This is a genomic window from Pseudoalteromonas sp. LC2018020214, assembly GCF_016598755.1.
GTDB classification, from domain to species: Bacteria; Pseudomonadota; Gammaproteobacteria; order Enterobacterales; family Alteromonadaceae; genus Pseudoalteromonas; species Pseudoalteromonas distincta.
Genome location: NZ_CP066804.1, coordinates 1315078 through 1334519, shown reverse-complemented (window position 1 = coordinate 1334519; position 19442 = coordinate 1315078). Strand labels below are relative to the sequence as shown.

At 40.1% G+C, this 19442-nt stretch carries 8 tRNA genes, 1 rRNA gene and 11 pseudogenes; 5 read left to right on the top strand and 15 right to left on the bottom strand.

The features are described 5' to 3' along the window. Positions 1-249: 249 nt before the first annotated feature. Positions 250-1781: ribosomal RNA gene (locus JG479_RS05890) — 16S ribosomal RNA — on the bottom strand. A gap of 640 nt (positions 1782-2421) precedes the next feature. Between JG479_RS05890 and JG479_RS05885 the strand changes: the two are divergent. Next, positions 2422-3829, top strand: a pseudogene (locus JG479_RS05885) (alanine/glycine:cation symporter family protein). A 163-nt stretch (positions 3830-3992) separates the two neighbouring features. Beyond that, positions 3993-5588 (top strand): annotated as a pseudogene (locus tag JG479_RS05880) (BCCT family transporter). A gap of 690 nt (positions 5589-6278) precedes the next feature. Here the strand turns inward: JG479_RS05880 and JG479_RS05875 are convergent. The 12 genes and pseudogenes from JG479_RS05875 to JG479_RS05820 form a co-directional block, all read right to left on the bottom strand. Further along, positions 6279-6365, bottom strand: a tRNA-Leu gene (locus JG479_RS05875). A gap of 38 nt (positions 6366-6403) precedes the next feature. Beyond that, positions 6404-6476: transfer RNA gene (locus JG479_RS05870), tRNA-Cys, on the bottom strand. A gap of 19 nt (positions 6477-6495) precedes the next feature. Next, a tRNA-Gly gene (locus JG479_RS05865) sits at positions 6496-6571 on the bottom strand. 49 nt (positions 6572-6620) lie between these two features. Beyond that, positions 6621-6707 (bottom strand) — tRNA-Leu (locus tag JG479_RS05860). Between the two features lie 38 nt (positions 6708-6745). Next, positions 6746-6821, bottom strand: a tRNA-Gly gene (locus JG479_RS05855). 64 nt (positions 6822-6885) lie between these two features. Next, positions 6886-6972 (bottom strand) — tRNA-Leu (locus JG479_RS05850). A 37-nt stretch (positions 6973-7009) separates the two neighbouring features. Beyond that, positions 7010-7083 (bottom strand) — tRNA-Cys (locus JG479_RS05845). A 31-nt stretch (positions 7084-7114) separates the two neighbouring features. Next, positions 7115-7190: transfer RNA gene (locus JG479_RS05840), tRNA-Gly, on the bottom strand. Positions 7191-7400: 210 nt separating this feature from the next. Further along, positions 7401-7945: pseudogene (gene pgsA, locus JG479_RS05835) on the bottom strand (CDP-diacylglycerol--glycerol-3-phosphate 3-phosphatidyltransferase). Positions 7946-7990: 45 nt separating this feature from the next. Beyond that, a pseudogene (gene uvrC, locus JG479_RS05830) lies at positions 7991-9812 on the bottom strand (excinuclease ABC subunit UvrC). Between the two features lie 9 nt (positions 9813-9821). Next, a pseudogene (gene uvrY, locus JG479_RS05825) lies at positions 9822-10469 on the bottom strand (UvrY/SirA/GacA family response regulator transcription factor). 108 nt (positions 10470-10577) lie between these two features. Beyond that, positions 10578-11732, bottom strand: a pseudogene (locus JG479_RS05820) (dicarboxylate/amino acid:cation symporter). 358 nt (positions 11733-12090) lie between these two features. On the opposite strand from JG479_RS05820, the pseudogene cysK reads away from it, so the two are divergent. Next, a pseudogene (gene cysK, locus JG479_RS05815) lies at positions 12091-13056 on the top strand (cysteine synthase A). A 168-nt stretch (positions 13057-13224) separates the two neighbouring features. After that, a pseudogene (locus JG479_RS05810) lies at positions 13225-13632 on the top strand (hypothetical protein). 327 nt (positions 13633-13959) lie between these two features. Here JG479_RS05810 and JG479_RS05805 read toward each other — a convergent pair. Next, positions 13960-16246, bottom strand: a pseudogene (locus JG479_RS05805) (acyl-CoA dehydrogenase). A gap of 312 nt (positions 16247-16558) precedes the next feature. Here JG479_RS05805 and JG479_RS05800 point away from each other — a divergent pair. Beyond that, positions 16559-18251 (top strand): annotated as a pseudogene (locus JG479_RS05800) (M2 family metallopeptidase). An 82-nt stretch (positions 18252-18333) separates the two neighbouring features. Here JG479_RS05800 and JG479_RS05795 read toward each other — a convergent pair. Further along, positions 18334-19136, bottom strand: a pseudogene (locus JG479_RS05795) (putative porin). Positions 19137-19442 lie beyond the last annotated feature (306 nt).

The window sequence follows — 19442 nt, the reverse complement described above, 5'->3', positions numbered from 1 at the left end:
ATATTGAATACTAAAGTAGATACCAATCAATCAACTCATAAGAGTTAATTAAATGGCACTGAATGGTACTGCTACCATTCTTTTTTTTTTTACTTTTGAAAACTCTTGATAAATACAATGTATCTATCAGAATTTTATTATCAGCTTTTCCAAATTTTTAAAGAGCATATTAATTAGTTATTCCGAAGAACACGCACTAATTAACAATCATCTGTGTGGACACTACGAACAAATAAGTTCTAAATCGTATAAGGAGGTGATCCAGCCCCAGGTTCCCCTAGGGCTACCTTGTTACGACTTCACCCCAGTCATGAATCACTCCGTGGTAAACGTCCTCCCGAGGGTTAGACTATCTACTTCTGGAGCAACCCACTCCCATGGTGTGACGGGCGGTGTGTACAAGGCCCGGGAACGTATTCACCGCGTCATTCTGATACGCGATTACTAGCGATTCCGACTTCATGGAGTCGAGTTGCAGACTCAAATCCGGACTACGACGCACTTTAAGTGATTCGCTTACTCTCGCGAGTTCGCAGCACTCTGTATGCGCCATTGTAGCACGTGTGTAGCCCTACACGTAAGGGCCATGATGACTTGACGTCGTCCCCACCTTCCTCCGGTTTATCACCGGCAGTCTCCTTAGAGTTCTCAGCATTACCTGCTAGCAACTAAGGATAGGGGTTGCGCTCGTTGCGGGACTTAACCCAACATCTCACAACACGAGCTGACGACAGCCATGCAGCACCTGTATCAGAGTTCCCGAAGGCACCAAACCATCTCTGGTAAGTTCTCTGTATGTCAAGTGTAGGTAAGGTTCTTCGCGTTGCATCGAATTAAACCACATGCTCCACCGCTTGTGCGGGCCCCGTCAATTCATTTGAGTTTTAACCTTGCGGCCGTACTCCCCAGGCGGTCTACTTAATGCGTTAGCTTTGAAAAACAGAACCGAGGCTCCGCTTCTAGTAGACATCGTTTACGGCGTGGACTACCGGGGTATCTAATCCCGTTTGCTCCCCACGCTTTCGTACATGAGCGTCAGTGTTGACCCAGGTGGCTGCCTTCGCCATCGGTATTCCTTCAGATCTCTACGCATTTCACCGCTACACCTGAAATTCTACCACCCTCTATCACACTCTAGTTTGCCAGTTCGAAATGCAGTTCCCAGGTTGAGCCCGGGGCTTTCACATCTCGCTTAACAAACCGCCTGCGTACGCTTTACGCCCAGTAATTCCGATTAACGCTCGCACCCTCCGTATTACCGCGGCTGCTGGCACGGAGTTAGCCGGTGCTTCTTCTGTCAGTAACGTCACAGCTAGCAGGTATTAACTACTAACCTTTCCTCCTGACTGAAAGTGCTTTACAACCCGAAGGCCTTCTTCACACACGCGGCATGGCTGCATCAGGCTTGCGCCCATTGTGCAATATTCCCACTGCTGCCTCCCCCGTAGGAGTCTGGGCCGTGTCTCAGTCCCAGTGTGGCTGATCATCCTCTCAAACCAGCTAGGGATCGTCGCCTTGGTGAGCCATTACCTCACCAACTAGCTAATCCCACTTGGGCCAATCTAAAGGCGAGAGCCGAAGCCCCCTTGGTCCGTAGACATTATGCGGTATTAGCAGTCGTTTCCAACTGTTGTCCCCACCTCAAGGCATGTTCCCAAGCATTACTCACCCGTCCGCCGCTCGTCAGCAAAGTAGCAAGCTACTTTCTGTTACCGCTCGACTTGCATGTGTTAGGCCTGCCGCCAGCGTTCAATCTGAGCCATGATCAAACTCTTCAATTAAAAAGTTTTATGTCTTTCGACAGCTCAATGAATTCTGAATTTTTGTTTTTGTTGCCAAAAACGAATTGACTGTGCGTTATTATTTTCACTTTTAAAAAGTGAAATCAAAACAGCTCAAGGCTGAATCTTTTAATAACATATGGTCACTCAGTTTCAATTGAGACTCTAATTTGTTTGCCTCACTACCTAAGTAGCTTGGCTGTTAGAACTCAATCTGTACGAGTGCCCACACAGATGATTGCTTTATATTGTTGTTAAAGAACGTTTTGAGTCGCTTTAGCGTCTCAAGGGATGCGAATAATACACCCTTTATTTTTCGAGTCAACACTTAGTTTTAAACTTTCTTTCGACAATTTAAAACCGAAGTTTTATTTAACTCTCTGAGTAGTTCGTGCCTCGCTATGCTTCGGCGTTTCCCGTCTCAGTGGGGTCGCATTATAGGGAGCGGCGGATTTTACGCAAGCGTTATTTGCATAAAATAGTAATTAAAATTAAGCTCCAAGCAAGCGCACACGATAAACACAAGTTACCCACAAAACCCTGTTGATAACTCTGTTTTTGAACTTTAAAACTAAACACTTTTATCCTGATGTGATAAGTTGCGGTCACTTTTTTTAACTCATGTATTTAGGCAGTATCCATGACAGACATAATAAATAGTATAAGTGCCCTTCTATGGGGGCAAGTTCTCGTCTACTTATTAATAGCAGCGGGCCTCTTCTTTTACTTTTCGACTAGGCTTTATTCAATTTGTGCAATTCCACATATGTTCAAAGTTATGTTTGGTTCTCGTAAATGTGCCGATAACGAAATTTCATCCTTTCAGGCTTTTTGTACTTCATTAGCAGCTCGTGTCGGTACTGGTAATATGGCAGGTGTTGCTGTTGCCTTATACCTAGGTGGCCCAGTGCTATTTTCTGGATGTGGCTTATTGCATTAATAGGTATGGCTACAAGTTTTGCCGAGTACTTTAGCTCAGGCTTATAAAACAAAAGATGCAGATGGTAATTTTAGAGGTGGCCCTGCTTATTATATGCAAAACGGTTTAGGCAAACGTTGGATGGGAACTTTATTCTCGTTATGTTTAATTTTAGCCTTTGGTTTAGTATTTAACGCAGTACAGTCAAACTCTATTGCTGCATTTGAAAGTAGCGTTTGATGTACCTAAGTATATAGTAGGCATTTGCTTGGTTGTTGGCTCTGGCATCATTATTTTTGGTGGCCTAAAAACAATTTCTCGCTTTGCTGAAATGGTTGTGCCATTTATGGCATTAGCTTACCTGCTGGTTGCACTTTATGTATGCGCCATTAACTTTACTGCACCTGATGATGTGCTAGTGCTTATTATAAAAAGTGCTTTTGGTATTGAACAAGCTGGTGCTGGTGCTATTGGATACGGTGTCACACGATGATCCAAGGCATAAAGCGTGGTTTATTCTCAAACGAAGCCGGTATGGGTAGTGCAGCTAACGCCGCGGCTACTGCGACGCCTTACCCTCCTCACCCAGCATCACAAGGTTATGTGCAAATGTTAGGCGTATTTATTGATACTATTGTTATTTGTACAGCGACTGCTTCTCTTATTTTACTATCGCAGCAATTAGTACCTGAATCTGGTGTTATGGGGATTGAACTTACACAAGCAGCATTACAAGAACATGTCGGTGACTGGGGTACTTACTTTATTGCCATTGCTATATTGTTTTTTTTGCTTTTACTTCTATTGTGGCTAATTACTCTTACGCTGAAACAAATTTAATGTTTTTAGAACACAACTCTAATAAAGGGATGTTTATCTTTAGACTTGTTGTTTTAGGCATGGTGATGTTTGGTGCTGTTGGTGAGCTTGGTTTAATTTGGACGCTGGCAGATATATCAATGGGTCTAATGGCCATTGTAAACGTTATAGCGCTATTTATGCTTTCAGGTGTTGTTGTATGGCTCTCTAAAGATTACAACGAACAACGCAAAAAGGCTTAATACCCACCTTTGACAAAAGTAAGCATCCTAAACTTGCTAAAGAGGTTGACCCAGCGGCCTGGGAATAGAAAATAATCAGCGAGCTACGGCTCGCTTTTTTAGTTCTAAAATAACAAATACTACGCTTAATCATCTCATTGCTTATAAATAAAAAGTTATATTAATTTTAAAACTATTTTATATTTAATTACGTAGGACATATGAATTAAGTTATCTATAAAAAGAGAGCCGATGGATGACATGACAAAAAAATACAGTATAGACACTACTGATTACCAAGTTGGGCAAGATAATGTACAAAAGTGGGGATTTGATATCCATAATCCAGTATTTGGTATAAGCGCCTTCTTAGTTGTTTTATTTGTAATACTTACCCTAGTTTTTGACCCTACCGTTACCCGTGATGCACTAACCTCGACTAAAGACGCAATAATTAATCAATTTGATAGTTACTTTATGTTACTAGCCAATGCCTTTGTGATCTTTTGCGTTATTTTAGCATTTTCTCCTTTAGGTAAAATTCGGTTGGGTGGCGTAAAGCTCGTCCTGAACATGGTTACATGTCATGGCTTTCAATGCTCTTTGCAGCAGGAATGGGGATTGGCTTACTGTTTTGGGGAGTTGCTGAGCCAACTGCATATTATACTGGTTGGTATCATATGCCTATGGGCGTTGAGCCAAACTCACCGCAAGCACACTCTTTAGCTTTGGGTGCAACCATGTACCACTGGGGTTTACATGGATGGGCGATTTACGCTGTTGTTGGATTAAGCTTGGCTTTTTTTGCATTTAATAAAGGCCTTCCTTTATCTATACGTTCTGTTTTTTTTTCCATTATTTGGTGATCGCGCATGGGGGTGGCTTGGTCATATCATAGATATACTCGCTGTACTGTCTACTTTATTTGGTTTAGCTACATCGCTAGGCCTTGGCGCTCAACAAGCTACCAGCGGGATAAATTATCTGTTAGGCACTGATTACGGGACTGCTTTTCAAATATCTGTTATAGGTTTAGTAACGTGTATTGCAATATTTTCAGTTATTAGAGGTATTGAGGGCGGTGTTAAAGTACTGAGCAATGTTAATTTAATTTGTGCATTTATTTTATTATTAGCTGTTATTGCCCTTACTTTCTCAGATGCAATTACTGCTGTTTGGTTTACCCTTGGGGCGTACGTAGAGCACTTTGTACCTTTGAGCAATCCATTCAATAGACCCGATGAAGATTGGATGCACTCTTGGACTGTGTTTTATTGGGCATGGTGGATATCATGGTCGCCGTTTGTTGGGATGTTTATTGCCCGAGTTTCAAAGGGGCACACTGTACGCGTTTTTACTCGTCGTCATTGGCCTACCAACGCTTCTTAGTTTGGTTTGGATGGGCGTATTCGGAAATATGGCAATTACACAAGTTATAGATAAAGTTGGCCCACTTGGACAAAATGGTTTAACTGATATCTCAGTGACTTTATTTCAAGTATACGAGCAGTTACCTCTTTCTAGTTTTATTTCTATTATTTCTATAGCACTCGTTTTGGTGTTTTTATAACGTCGTCTGATTCAGGATCGCTTGTAATAGATGGTATAACTGCGGGCGGTAAAATAGATGCACCAGTGCCACAACGTATATTTTGGGCTACAGTCGAAGGCGTGATTGCAGCAGTATTGCTCTGGGTTGGTGGCTCGCAAGCATTGCAAGCGCTTCAGTCGGGCGTAGTTACTACAGCTTTGCCGTTTTCAATAGTACTTATTTTAATGTGTGTTGCGCTTATTCAAGGCTTGTTGAGCGAGTATCCAATTTACAAAGCTCAGAGTAAACTGCAATAACAATTTATCCTTTATAAGCGATCCTCAAGGGTCGCTTATAAAATCTTCGCAATTGGTATAACTAAGTGCTTAACGCATTCCTTATAATCCTACCTTAAATTTATTTTAGACACCGCACTTCTATTACATTCATTAATGCCACCCCTCGTTAAAACTTAGGTGCAGGAGTAATTGCCAAGAAAATTAAATAACCAGCGTTCTGATTTTTTGCTCTGTTATAAACAAGTGCTCTTATACCAATTCGCTTAATTAAGTGATCTATTTTGAGGATGGAAAAACGTGTTGATAGCTAGGATAAAAATCGCTATTTAGTTGCTCTCGGCAATTGCTCCTGCATTGCTCTACCTTCTGCATCCATGCAGTCGTAAATGAGAATTTTTAACACAGGTAGCGACACGTTTAGCCCCGCAAAATAATTAAGTATTATTGCGGATTGGTATTATTCACAATTAATTATACCAATTCAGTTAATTAACCAGCTGGGATAAAAGTAATAACGGTTAATTACAAACAGGAGCTTTATAAATGTATGATGATGAAACTCTAAGATAATAAAAAGAAATAGATTTTAAAGGTAAGTAGGTATTAAAAATAAGATTAGAGAATTTAAGTAAGAATAATTTTTGAATGTTTTAAAATTAGAAGCAATTTAGAATTTAAGTGAATTTAATCTGAGGATTTTAGTAAAGATGGTGCCCGAGGCCGGACTTGAACCGGCACGACTTGTTAGTCGAGGGATTTTAAATCCCTTGTGTCTACCAATTCCACCACTCGGGCATCGAGTTTGCTAATTAAAGCGTGTGGAGTAAATTATATGGAGGCGGAACCCGAGTCGAACCGGGGTAAACGGATTTGCAATCCGGTGCATGGCCACTCTGCCATTCCGCCTAAATATTTCCAAATAATTTGGAGCGGTACACGAGGCTCGAACTCGTGACCTCGACCTTGGCAAGGTCGCGCTCTACCAACTGAGCTAGTACCGCAAAATACTATTTTATCAACTTTAAATTATCTTGGTTAAACAATTTAAAGTGGTGCCCGAGGCCGGACTTGAACCGGCACGACTTGTTAGTCGAGGGATTTTAAATCCCTTGTGTCTACCAATTCCACCACTCGGGCATCGAGTTTGCTTTTTAAAAAAGTGGATAAAACTAATATGGAGCGGTACACGAGGCTCGAACTCGTGACCTCGACCTTGGCAAGGTCGCGCTCTACCAACTGAGCTAGTACCGCATCATATTAATTCTAAATTAACCATTTTATAAATTACACTTGGTAATGCAATTAAACCACAAAGTGGTGCCCGAGGCCGGACTTGAACCGGCACGACTTGTTAGTCGAGGGATTTTAAATCCCTTGTGTCTACCAATTCCACCACTCGGGCATCGAGTTTGCTAATTAAAGCGTGTGGAGTGTTGAAATGGAGGCGGAACCCGGAGTCGAACCGAGGTAGACGGATTTGCAATCCGGTGCATGGCCACTCTGCCATTCCGCCCCAGTACGGGGTATTAACCTTAAGATAAACTTGGAGCGGTACACGAGGCTCGAACTCGTGACCTCGACCTTGGCAAGGTCGCGCTCTACCAACTGAGCTAGTACCGCATTTTATTTATCAGTTATTTGAATTAGCACATGATGATTTATGTGAACATTCAGGTAACTGATTAATTACCGTTTCGTTTATCTCGGGGCTATGCCCTCTCAACACGGACGCATTCTACAGAGATTATTAAACGCGTCAATACAAAAATGCTAGTTTTGAACTGTTTGCTTGTTTTTTATCTAAAACGGTGCGTTATTATACATTTAGAGTTAATTTTTAGTCAATTCACCCCATGCTGCACGTAAATATTGCATCATAGAACTCAAGGTTAAAAAGGTCGCAATGTACAGTAGTCCAAAACTTAAATAGTTCATCCATGTATCATATTGCCAAATCAAACCGATAATGGCTAACATTTGTGCAGCCGTCTTAATTTTACCCATGTTTGATACAGCGACATTACCACGCTTACCCTGCTCTGCCATCCATTCACGAAGTGCAGATATTATCAATTTCACGGCTTATTATAATAAGAGCAGGTATAGTCATGTACATTGACTGGTACTGATCAGATAACGCTACAAGTGCCGCACATACCATTACTTTATCAGCAACAGGATCTAAAAAAGCACCAAAAGGGGTTGATTGCTCAAGCTTTCTTGCTAAATAACCGTCTAGTATATCGGTGATTGATGCAAGCCAAAAAATAAAGGCGGCAGCAAAAAGCCCAGCTATAAGGCAAATAAAATATCACCAAAAAAACGGGGATAAGAAAAAGTCTAAATGTTGTGAGTGTGTTTGGAATATTCCACATAACTACTTGGATATGTCTTTTTGCTATATATTCGCATGTGTAGGGCTAGCCCTTGTCATGCAAATGGTTAAATATCTTCTCAGCCATGTCAGGGCTGATCCCAGAACTTTCTTTAACTGTTCTATATTAGCAGCTTTTACTCCCTGCATGCCCCTAAATATTTTAATAATGTTTGCCGACGCTTGGAACCGACTCCATTTTTTCTTCTAGTAGTGATTGCGTACGTTGTTTTTTTTGGCGTTTATTACGATGCCCTGCAATTGCAAAACGATGAGATTCATCACGTATATGCTGTATTAAATGTAGCGCTGGTGCATCTGAATCCATAGGAATGGTTTTTCGACCACCGTCAATTAATAGTGTTTCAAGGCCAGCTTACGGCTAGTACCTTTAGCGACACCTACTAATAAAGGCATTTTTGTATGTGGCCAGTTAGAAAAGTACTGCTCCGCGCGCCCAAGTTGTCCCTTACCACCATCAATAAAGATAACGTCTGGAATTTTGTCTTCATCTACTAATTTGTTGTAACGCTTATTAAGTGCAAATTCCATTGCAGCATAATCATCACCACCGGTTATACCCGTTACATTATAGCGCCTATACTCTTTTGTATTTGGGCCTTGTGAGTCAAATACAACACAACTTGCAACAGTGTTCTCACCCATGGTGTGGCTTATATCAAAACACTCCATTCGGGTAATATCATCAAGTCGCAGTGTTGCTTTTAATTGTGCATAACGTTTATTAATAGAGTCTTGGGTACTTTGCTTAACTGCAATACTGTTTAATGCATTTTTATTAGCCAGTTGTAAGTATTGAGCACGCTCACCACGGGTAACTACTTTAAGTGTTACTTTGCGCTCACTTATTTGTGTGAGTGCTTCACCGAGTGCCCCGCTCTCTTCTATTTCAAACGGTAATATGATTTCTTTTGCAATACGCCCTGTTGCTCCTGGCGCTAAATAGTACTGTCCTAAAAATGAAGTTAATATTTCTTGTTCGCTTGAATCTCTAGGTACTTTTGGAAAATACGTTTTACTACCCAATACTTTGTGATCGCGGATCATTAATAAATGAATACCATTTAAACCATTTAAATGAGCAAAACCAACTACGTCCATTTCAGCAAAATTACCTGATATAGACTGTTGCTCCTGCATTTTACGAAGTAGCATTATTTGGTCGCGAACTTTTGCCGCCAGTTCAAAATTTAATTGTAGGCTGGCTGGCTTTCCATTTTTTTATTAAATCAGCAATAACTTCGTGAGATTTACCCGTTAAAAACTTACGGACATAGTCAACTTGCTCGCTGTAATCATCATCCGTAACTTTATTCACACACGGAGCTGAACAACGCTTAAGCTGATATTGCAGACACGGGCGACTTCTTGCGCGGTAATAAGCATCTTCACATTGACGAACAGGAAATATTTTTGCATTAACCGCAAGCTTTCAGATACCGCTCCCGCGCTCGGAAAAGGCCCAAAGTACTCACCTTTAATTTTACGACTGCCACGATGAAACGCTAAACGAGGGTGTTTATGGCTAGTTAATAAAATATAGGGATACGACTTATCGTCGCGTAATAATATGTTGTAGCGAGGCTGGTATTTTTTATTAGATTATTTTCAAGCAGCAGCGCTTCTGTTTCAGTATTAGTGAGTGTGACTTCGATGTCACAAATATTACTCACTAAAACGCGTGTTTTGCTATCGGTAATGTTACTTCTGAAGTAACTGCTCACACGCTTTTTTAAATGCTTAGCTTTACCAACATAAATAACTTGTTTGTCACTATCAAGCATGCGGTATACACCCGGCTCACTTGATAGCGTTTTGAGAAAATGTACGTGATCAAATTCAGACATAAATTATAGTTAGTACGAAACGTCTATATCAATCATTTTATGACGAATTGCTAAATGGGTAAGCTCAACATCACCACCTACATTTAGCTTTTCAAACATACGGTAGCGATAGCTATTTACTGTTTTTGAACTTAGGTTTAAACGCTCAGCTATATTTTGTGCTTTTTCACCTTTAGTGATCATAAGCATAATTTGCAGTTCGCGTTCAGATAAGCTCTGAAAAGGATTTTCGTCTGTGCGACCTGTCACTTGCGCAAGTGCTATTTGCTGTGCAATTTCAGGGCAATATAACGCTGACCGGCATGAACACAACGAATGGCACGCACCATTTCGTCAGAACCTGCACCTTTAGTTAAAGCCATGTGCACCAATTTGCATTACTTTACTCGGAAACGGGTCTTCACAGTTAACGGTAAGCACAATAATTTTTACATCAGGGCAGTAACGACAAATCTTTTTAGTCGCTTCTAATCCGCCCATGCCCGGCATATTCATATCCATTAATACTATGTTTGGCGCATGCTGACGACAAAACTGTACAGCCTCTTCGCCAGTTTTAGCTTCACCAATTACTTTAAACCCTCGTACATCATCAAGAATACGCTTTATTCCTGTTCGTACAAGTTCATGGTCATCAACTAAAAGTACATTAATCAATGGAACATCCTCACTTACCTAACAACATGCAATTTAATTAAATTAATTTGCCACAGTAACATACATAAAGCGAAACAATAACTAATATTATTGCCTCGCCCTAATAGTTTAAGATGACGATTTTTTTTCGCTAAATCTGTCAACCCATAACGCAATGATACCATCACCCGTTACATTACACGCAGTACCAAAGCTATCTTGTGCCAAATAAAGTGCAATCATTAATGCAACCGCGCCTTCATTAAACCCAAGCATGCTTGTTAATAGACCAAGCGCCGACATAACTGCGCCACCGAGCACCCGGTGCTGCAATCATTACTACACCTAACATCATAATAAACGGTAGCATACCCATTAATGAAGGGACTTCCATGCTTGGCGATAAAAACATAACAGCCATTGCACAGGTTACTATAGTGATAGTTGAGCCAGATAAATGAATGGTTGCACACAGTGGTACGGTAAAGTTTGCTACATCTTCTTTAACGTTATTTGCTTTACTTGATTGAAGCGATACTGGAATCGTTGCTGCACTTGACATAGTACCTAACGCTGTAAAGTAAGCTGGTAGCATATTTTTAACTAATTCGATTGGATTACGTTTTAATAGTACACCTGTCGCTATATATAAAACGCTTAACCATAACCAGTGCATAACAAGCGCTGCAATTAGTACTACGCCAAATGTTTGCAGTGTATCTACCACAGTACCTGCTACCGTCATTTCGGCAAATACACCTGCAATGTAAAATGGTAAAGCAGGGATAATTACTTTTGATAATAATCCGTCAATCACATCACGGCCCTGATCAGACACCTTTTTAAGCGTATCCAGCTCTAATTGGCTCATGCCTATACCAAATACAAAAGCAGTTACTAATGCGGTCATTACCCCCATCAGAGGTGGAATTTCTAAATCAATAAAGCTGCCAATTTCTGTAGCAACTTCTGCCTCGAATGTAATACCACCGCTTAAAAAAGGGATAACAGCACTTACTAATAAAAATGCAAGCGTACCTGCAATAATTGTAGAGCTATAAGCAAACCCAACTGTTTTACCAAGTAAGTGACCAGACCCTTTTGGTAGGCCTGCAATACCTGATGCAATAAAAAATAATATAATAAGTGGAATGGTAAAGGAGATAATTTGACCAATCAGCTCTTTTACTGTGAATAAAAAAGTTCAACACCAGTTATAGGTACATATAGTCCAACTAGGATACCGGCCAAATACCGGCAATTAATTTTAAGATTTAATTTCATTGTGATTGCTTAATTGAATTTAGATACGTGTTTTTATCATGTTTTAGACGCATTGTGTGATAAAACTATTCAAGTTACATTCATATGCACAAATATTGAACAAACACAGCTTCAATACTCTTTTTTTGAACATTTTTGACTAAACGAAGTTTTACTCTTTAAATTTTAAATTAAGCCCGCACCTATAATAACTAAAGCACCGCTAATAATTGATTTTTATTTCGACTGGTTATAAGCCCAATAGATATATGTTATAGCCAAACTTTACTTTAGTTTTTAAACTCACAGTAAAGTGTGTTTATATAGTTAGTAGCAAAGGCTATTAACACGTTGATCAGATTGCATCCAAAGGAACATTATGTCTACTATTTTTGAAGATAACTCACTAAGCATCGGTAATACACCGCTGGTAAAACTTAACCGTGTTACAGGTGGGAATGTATACGCTAAAGTTGAATCTCGTAATCCAAGCTTTAGTATCAAATGCCGCATTGTGCATCGATGATTTGGGAAGCTGAAAAGTCAGGTCAGCTTGTTGAAGGTAAAGAAACTTATTGAACCAACATCTGGGAACACCGGTATTGCACTTGCATTTGTTGCAGCAGCACGTGGTTACAAGTTAACGCTTACTATGCCAAACACCATGAGCCTAGAACGTCGCAAGCTATTAAAAGCATTAGGTGCAAATCTAGTACTTACCGACGGTGCAAAAGGTATGAATGGCGCAATTGAAAAAGCAAAAGAAATTCAAGCAACAGCACCTGATAAGTATATTTTATTACAACAATTCGAAAACCCTGCAAACCCAAAAATTCACTTTGAAACAACAGGCCCTGAAATTTATGATGCGCTTGACGGCAAAGTAGACTTTTTGTAGCCGGTGTAGGTACTGGTGGTACTATTACAGGTGTTAGCCGTTACCTCAAAACAGAAAAAGGTCTAAACGTTAAGTCTATTGCTGTTGAGCCAACTAACTCTCCAGTTATTAGCCAAACGCTAGCCGGTGAAGAAATTAAACCAGTCCTCATAAAATCCAAGGTATTGGTGCTGGCTTCATTCCCGGCAACTTAGATATGGACTTAATTGATGGCGCAGAGCTTGTATCTAACGAAGACGCAATTGCAATGGCGCATCAGTTAATGAAAAAGAAGGTATTTTAGTAGGTATTTCGTCAGGTGCAGCGGTTGTTGCAGCTAAGCGAATTGCTGAAAAACCTGAAAACGCAGATAAAAATATTGTTGTTATCCTACCTAGTGCAACTGAGCGTTACTTATCAAGCCCAATGTTTGATGAAGAGTTTAGTGAACAAGAACTAGTACAATAAGTAATTTTAAGATTTTTAGAAGGATGCTTTAGGCATCCTTTTTTATTATTTATTATCCAATTTTCTATTTATTGCCTGCCATACCTTTACATCTGCATAGATAAACCACACACTTTAAAAAAACTAATTAATAATAATTAATATGAAAAAATCACGAGTTTATTAAGTTTGGTCATCTGTTTATTTTTATCAGCCTGTGGTGACGATACCAAAACACTTGGCGACACTCCACGGCGATACAGCAACCGCTTATTTTGATGCGCTTTATAACCAGCAAGACCTTCAAAAAGCCAGCACCATGGCAACCCCAACCTTACGCGTATAATGAAATCCTACGGCACCGCTAAACAGTTTTCCCGTAACTTAGTAAATATGCAATACGATGAAGTCACCATTGAAGTTGATATGACCAACATGAGCGTCCGTGAACAATACGGCGATAACGCTAAAATAAACCTTATTTTTACCGGCTATTTAAATGGTGATAAAATTGATGAAATGCGCAGTGTAAAAATGCTTCGTAAAAAGGGAAAATGGTACATAGATAAAATTGTTGCCGACCCTTACGCTCGTTAAAAATAAATGAATTAAACATAAAAAGGCCTTACATTTGTAAGGCCTTTTTCGCTTTAGCTAGGGCGTGTTGATCTTTGTGGATTGAAGTTTGTTCAATCTAGGGGCGATTTAATCGCGGCGCGGGGTTTGTAACCTAGTGGGCTAAGTAAAAACCGAGCAACAAAGAGTTAATCGTCCCTAGAAAGAACAAAGGCAGCAGCGTTTTGGCATTTATGCTGCGTTATCGCCGATTTATGGGGAATAACCACACTACATAGGCTCTGCCTTGCCTAAAAACCAAACAGCCTGCTGCAAATTCAACCACGAAGGGTCAACACGCCCTAGTATTTAAAGTACTGCGCTACAGCTCACCAGTTGAAAGTTATCAACTGCAATGGCTTTCTTACGTAGCTTATTAGCATGATGCATTGCATCAGCATCCGTTTGCTCTAACAACTTATTTTCAAGCGCATAATTTATAGCACCTTCAATATCAAGCGTTGCAGGCACACTGCCCTTACGCTGCCATTGTTTTAAGTCTTTAAACTGCGCTTGCATATCATGCATAGCTAAAAATGCGCTTTCCATGACCCCTGTACCTGCATTTTCATCTACATAACATAAATGCGTTAAGCGGTTTCTAAATACACCAGTTGAGTCATACGCTCGCAAATACTTTGTGCTATTTCATCACTTGGTCTGTGGTAATGGTTTCCAAGCGGGAACACGATACGTTTAAGGATAAAATTAACAACCGGATTTGAAAAGTTTTTAAAGAAGCCATTAAACGCTTGGCCAATTTCAAATAATGAGTTCTCAATTGCATATTTTACAAATGGTAAATCAGCTTGTTGGCGCCCTTCATCTTCATAACGTTTTAAAACAGTTGATGCTAAGTACAAATGACTTAATACATCACCCAAACGCGCTGATATCATTTCTTTACGTTTGAGCTCACCGCCAAGCATTAACATTGCAACGTCTGTACAAATAGCTAAGCCTCGGCTCATTCTACTCAGTTGTTTATAATAAATAGCCGTTTCACCACCTACAGGCGCTTTAGCAAAATAACTACGTGTTAAGCCATGCACAAATGCCATACCTGCATTACTTGCTGCAAATATTATATGGTTCATTAATAAACCATCAAATTGTTCAAGTGCTGCGTCGTCATCTTCCATTGCAGCGGCTTCCATTTCTTTTAAAACAAATGGATGACAGCGTGTTGCACCTTGGCCAAATATCATTAAGTTACGCGTTAAAATATTCGCGCCTTCAACCGTAATTGATACTGGAATCCCCATATAGCCATGCGCCAAATAGTTATTAGGCCCTACTTGAATTCCTTTACCTGAATGAATATCCATTGCATCATTCATTACCGTACGACCCATTTCAGTCATATGGTATTTAGCAATCGCTGTTACAACCGACGGGCTTAATTTTAAATCAATCGCACCTGCGGTCATTAATCTGCACGACTCAAGTGTGTAAGTTAAACCACCAATACGTGCAAGTGCCTCTTGCACACCTTCAAACTGCCCTATAGATACACCAAACTGCTGGCGTACCATGGCGTATGCCGATGTCATTTTTGAAGCTAAATGTCCAGTTGCTGCACTTAATGCCGGTAGTGATATACCACGCCCTGCACTTAAACACTCAACAAGCATTCTCCAGCCACGCCCTGCACACTCTTGACCGCCAATGATCCAGTCCAGTGGTATAAATACATCTTTACCGTAAGTGGTACCATTCATAAAGGCCATATTAAGCGGATAGTGACGCTCACCCGTTTCAACACCCGGATGATCGGTTGGTATTAGAGCACATGTAATGCCTAGCTCTTTCTTATCACCTAATAAAGCATCTGGGTCATACATTTTAAATGCTAAGCCGAGTACAGTAGCCACTGGTGCAAGCGTAATGTAACGTTTTGACCAATTTAAACGCAGGCCCATTACTTGCTCGCCATTGTGCTCACCCATACACACAACGCCTGAATCAGGAATGCTGCCAGCATCAGAGCCCGCCTCTGGTCCCGTTAGTGCAAAACAAGGAACATCTGTACCATTAGCTAAACTTGGCAGCCAACGATCTTGCTGCTCTTTAGTACCATAGTGAAGAAGTAACTCGCCCGGACCTAAGCTATTAGGCACCATAACAGTGACTGCGGCTGTTAGCTTTTAGTCGAAATTTTTGACACTATCGTCGAATTAGCAATTGCTGAGAACTCACGACCGCCAAATTTTTCAGGAATGATCAGCGCAAAAAAACCTTCTGTTTTTAGGTAATCCCACACTTCTTTTGGTAAGTCTTTGTCTTTTTGTACAATTTGATAATCATCAAGCATCGCCAATAAGGTTTCTACTTGGTTAGCCATAAATGCGTTTTCTTTATCGCTAAGCTCTGGTTTTGGAAAGTGGTGCAGTTTTTGCCAGTCTGGGTTACCACTAAATAACTCACCATCCCACCAAACATCACCTGCTTCCATCGCCTCTCGCTCTGTTTGCGATAATGGCGGAAGCACCTTTTTGAACATTTTAAACGTAGGACGACTAATCAAGTTTAGGCGAATATCTTTAACCGCAAAAATAACCACCACCACGACCAGCAATATTATAAATATTAACATGCGCACATTCCTTACACATTGAATGAAAATAGTAACTTAATTATGACCCATCTTTAAATACAATCATTGCACGACGAGTCGTGAGCCTTAACGCATTCATTTTATTGTTTTAAACATCACTGCTATTATCAACGTTTTAATAACAATAAATTAAAGGAATAGCATGACCCCTTTCGATTTAAACTAAGTATGAGCGCCTTAATGGTAGCAAGTACTCTTGCTTTAACGGCCTGCGATGCGCAAGTATCTATCGACACTACCGATTTACCACACACTAAAAAAGCTGTAACAGCTAAAGATGCAAATACATTCATAACAAACACAGAAAAAGAACTGAGTGCACTTTATTTAGAATCGAGCCGTGCAGAGTGGATTTACGCAAACTTTATTACTCACGATACATCTGCTCTATCGGCTGAAGTTAACCGTAAAATGACCGAAACAGTCGTGCGTTTAGCAAATGAAGCTGCAAAATTCGACGAACTAGAGCTTGATTACGATGCTCGCCGTAAGCTTGATAAACTAAAACTAGCACTTACACTTCCTGCCCCACAAGACGCTGATAAAACAGCGAAGCTTTCACAAATTGTCGCAGAGCTTGGCGGGCTATACGGTAAGGGTAAATACTGTAAAGAAGATGGCAGCTGTTTAAGCCTTGGCGACATGACCTCAAAAATGGCCACCAGCCGAGATTACAACGAACTACTTGATTTATGGCAAGGCTGGCGTGAAATATCAAAACCCATGCGCCCACTTTACGAGCAACAAGTAGCACTTACCAACGAAGGTGCAAAGGAGCTTGGTTATGCCGATACGGGCGCTATGTGGCGCAGTAAATACGATATGCCTGCTGATGACTTCACCACTGAGCTTGACCGTATTTGGGGCCAAGTTAAACCACTTTATAACTCGCTACATTGCCATGTTCGCGCAAAGTTAGGTGAAAAGTACGGCACCGACAAAGTACCTCAAGATCAGCCAATACCAGCACACTTACTCGGTAATATGTGGGCGCAAGCATGGGGTAACATTTACGATGTTGTTGCACCAGAAAATGCCGATCCGGGTTACGATGTAACCGAGTTATTAGCTCAAAATAATTACGACGAACTTAAAATGGTCAAAGGGGCTGAAAACTTTTTTACCTCAATGGGTTTTGATGCGCTACCAGAGACATTTTACGAGCGTTCATTGTTTGTAAAACCAAAAGACAGAGATGTGCAGTGTCATGCATCAGCATGGAATATCGATAGCAAAGACGATTTACGCATTAAAATGTGTATTCAGCGCACAGGCGAAGAGTTTTCAGTTATTCACCATGAATTAGGTCATAACTTTTATCAACGCGCTTATAATAAACAACCTTTATTTTATCAAGAAAGTGCAAACGATGGTTTTCATGAAGCCATTGGAGACACCATTGCCTTATCGGTTACACCGGGTTACTTAAAAAATCGGCTTACTTGAACAAGTACCTGACGAATCTAAAGATATCGGTTTGTTGATGAAAATGGCACTTGATAAAGTAGCCTTTGTACCGTTTAGCTTAATGGTTGATCAGTGGCGTTGGCAGGTATTTTCAGGGAAGTAGCACCAGAAAATTACAATAAAGCATGGTGGGAACTACGTGAAAAATACCAAGGAGTACAAGCGCCTATCGCACGTAGCGAAAACGACTTTGATCCGGGTGCTAAGTACCACGTTCCGGTAACACGCCTTATACACGTTACTTTTTAGCGCATATTTTACAATTTGAGTTTCATCGCAGCTTATGTGAAATTGCCGGTAACGATAAAGCCATTCATCGCTGCTCTATTTATAATTCAAAAGAAGCAGGGGATAGGCTAAACGCTATGCTTGAAATGGGTTCATCTCGCCCCGGCAAGAAGCGCTTGAAACTGTAACAGGTAAGCCGCAAATGGATGCAACAGCAATGCTCGATTACTTTGCACCATTACAAACATATTTAGATAAACAAAACGAAGGCCGCAACTGCGGCTGGTAATATAATTAAGCTCAAACATTAAAAACAACAAAGCCCGCTCAATTGAGCGGGCTTTTTATTCATATTCTAATTTTTAGTTAAATTAGAACTGTAAGCTTAGATTTGCGAAGTAAGCATCGTAATCAGAATCATCCCAGTTATTGCCGTAACCTGCTTCTAAACCAACATTATTATTGAAAAAGTGTTGAGCACCAAAAGCGTAATCATCGTTCTTGTTAACTGTAACAAACACTGATGTTGCTTTGCTGAAATAGTAGTTAGATGCTAATTCCCAGTTACTTGAACCGCCATCAACATCTTCAAACTTACCTTCAACAGTTAAGTAGTTACCTTGCTGTAAATCAACAAAGTACTTAGCTGCTACTGCACGGTAGTCAAACTCATCATCTGCTGTTACTGTAAAGCCGATATAATCAGTGCTGTTTAACTGGTGGTTATATGCCAAATCAAACACAAACTGGTTGTCAGCATCTTCAACATCTACAAACGTTGCTTTTAATACAAGGTTTGGGTTAAAGAAGTAACCAGCTGAAAGTTCAATTACATCCGTGCTTGAGCCAAAATCACTATCGAAATTATTGTACTGTGCACCTAATACAAAATCTTCTACAAAATACTCACCGCCAATGCTAGTAATGTCTAAAAATCATTATCACTGTATGCACCATAAACATTTGTTTGCTTATTGATGTACTCAAATTGATCATAAGGACCTAACGTCGCTTTTGGAGAAAAATAATAAGTTGAGTCAACACTTACAGTGTCATCACCATCTACATCCACGTATCCTACATGGCTGATTGATTGGTAAGTATCTGCGGCAATTGCAGTGGTTGCAGCGCTTGATAATAAAATGCTCGAAATGATAACGGCTAATTTTTTCATTTTAAATTCCCTATAAATATTACTTTTTATGCCTCAGCTGTCTAGCCAAAGTCGGGGCGCATCCTAACAGCAAAAAATGAACAAAAACTGAATTGAAGGCCAAACTAAAAGCAAAAACAATCACTTAAATTATTAATTACTACGCTCAAATGTAAACATTAAGAAAACTTTAAATATACAGAATAATAATATGTCATTATATAAACTTAAAAAGTAACAAATAAGGTACAAACTGTCGTTAAATTGGTACAACTAAACTATTCGATAAACCTCACCAATGTGGTTTCCTTCAATTATATTTTTCTC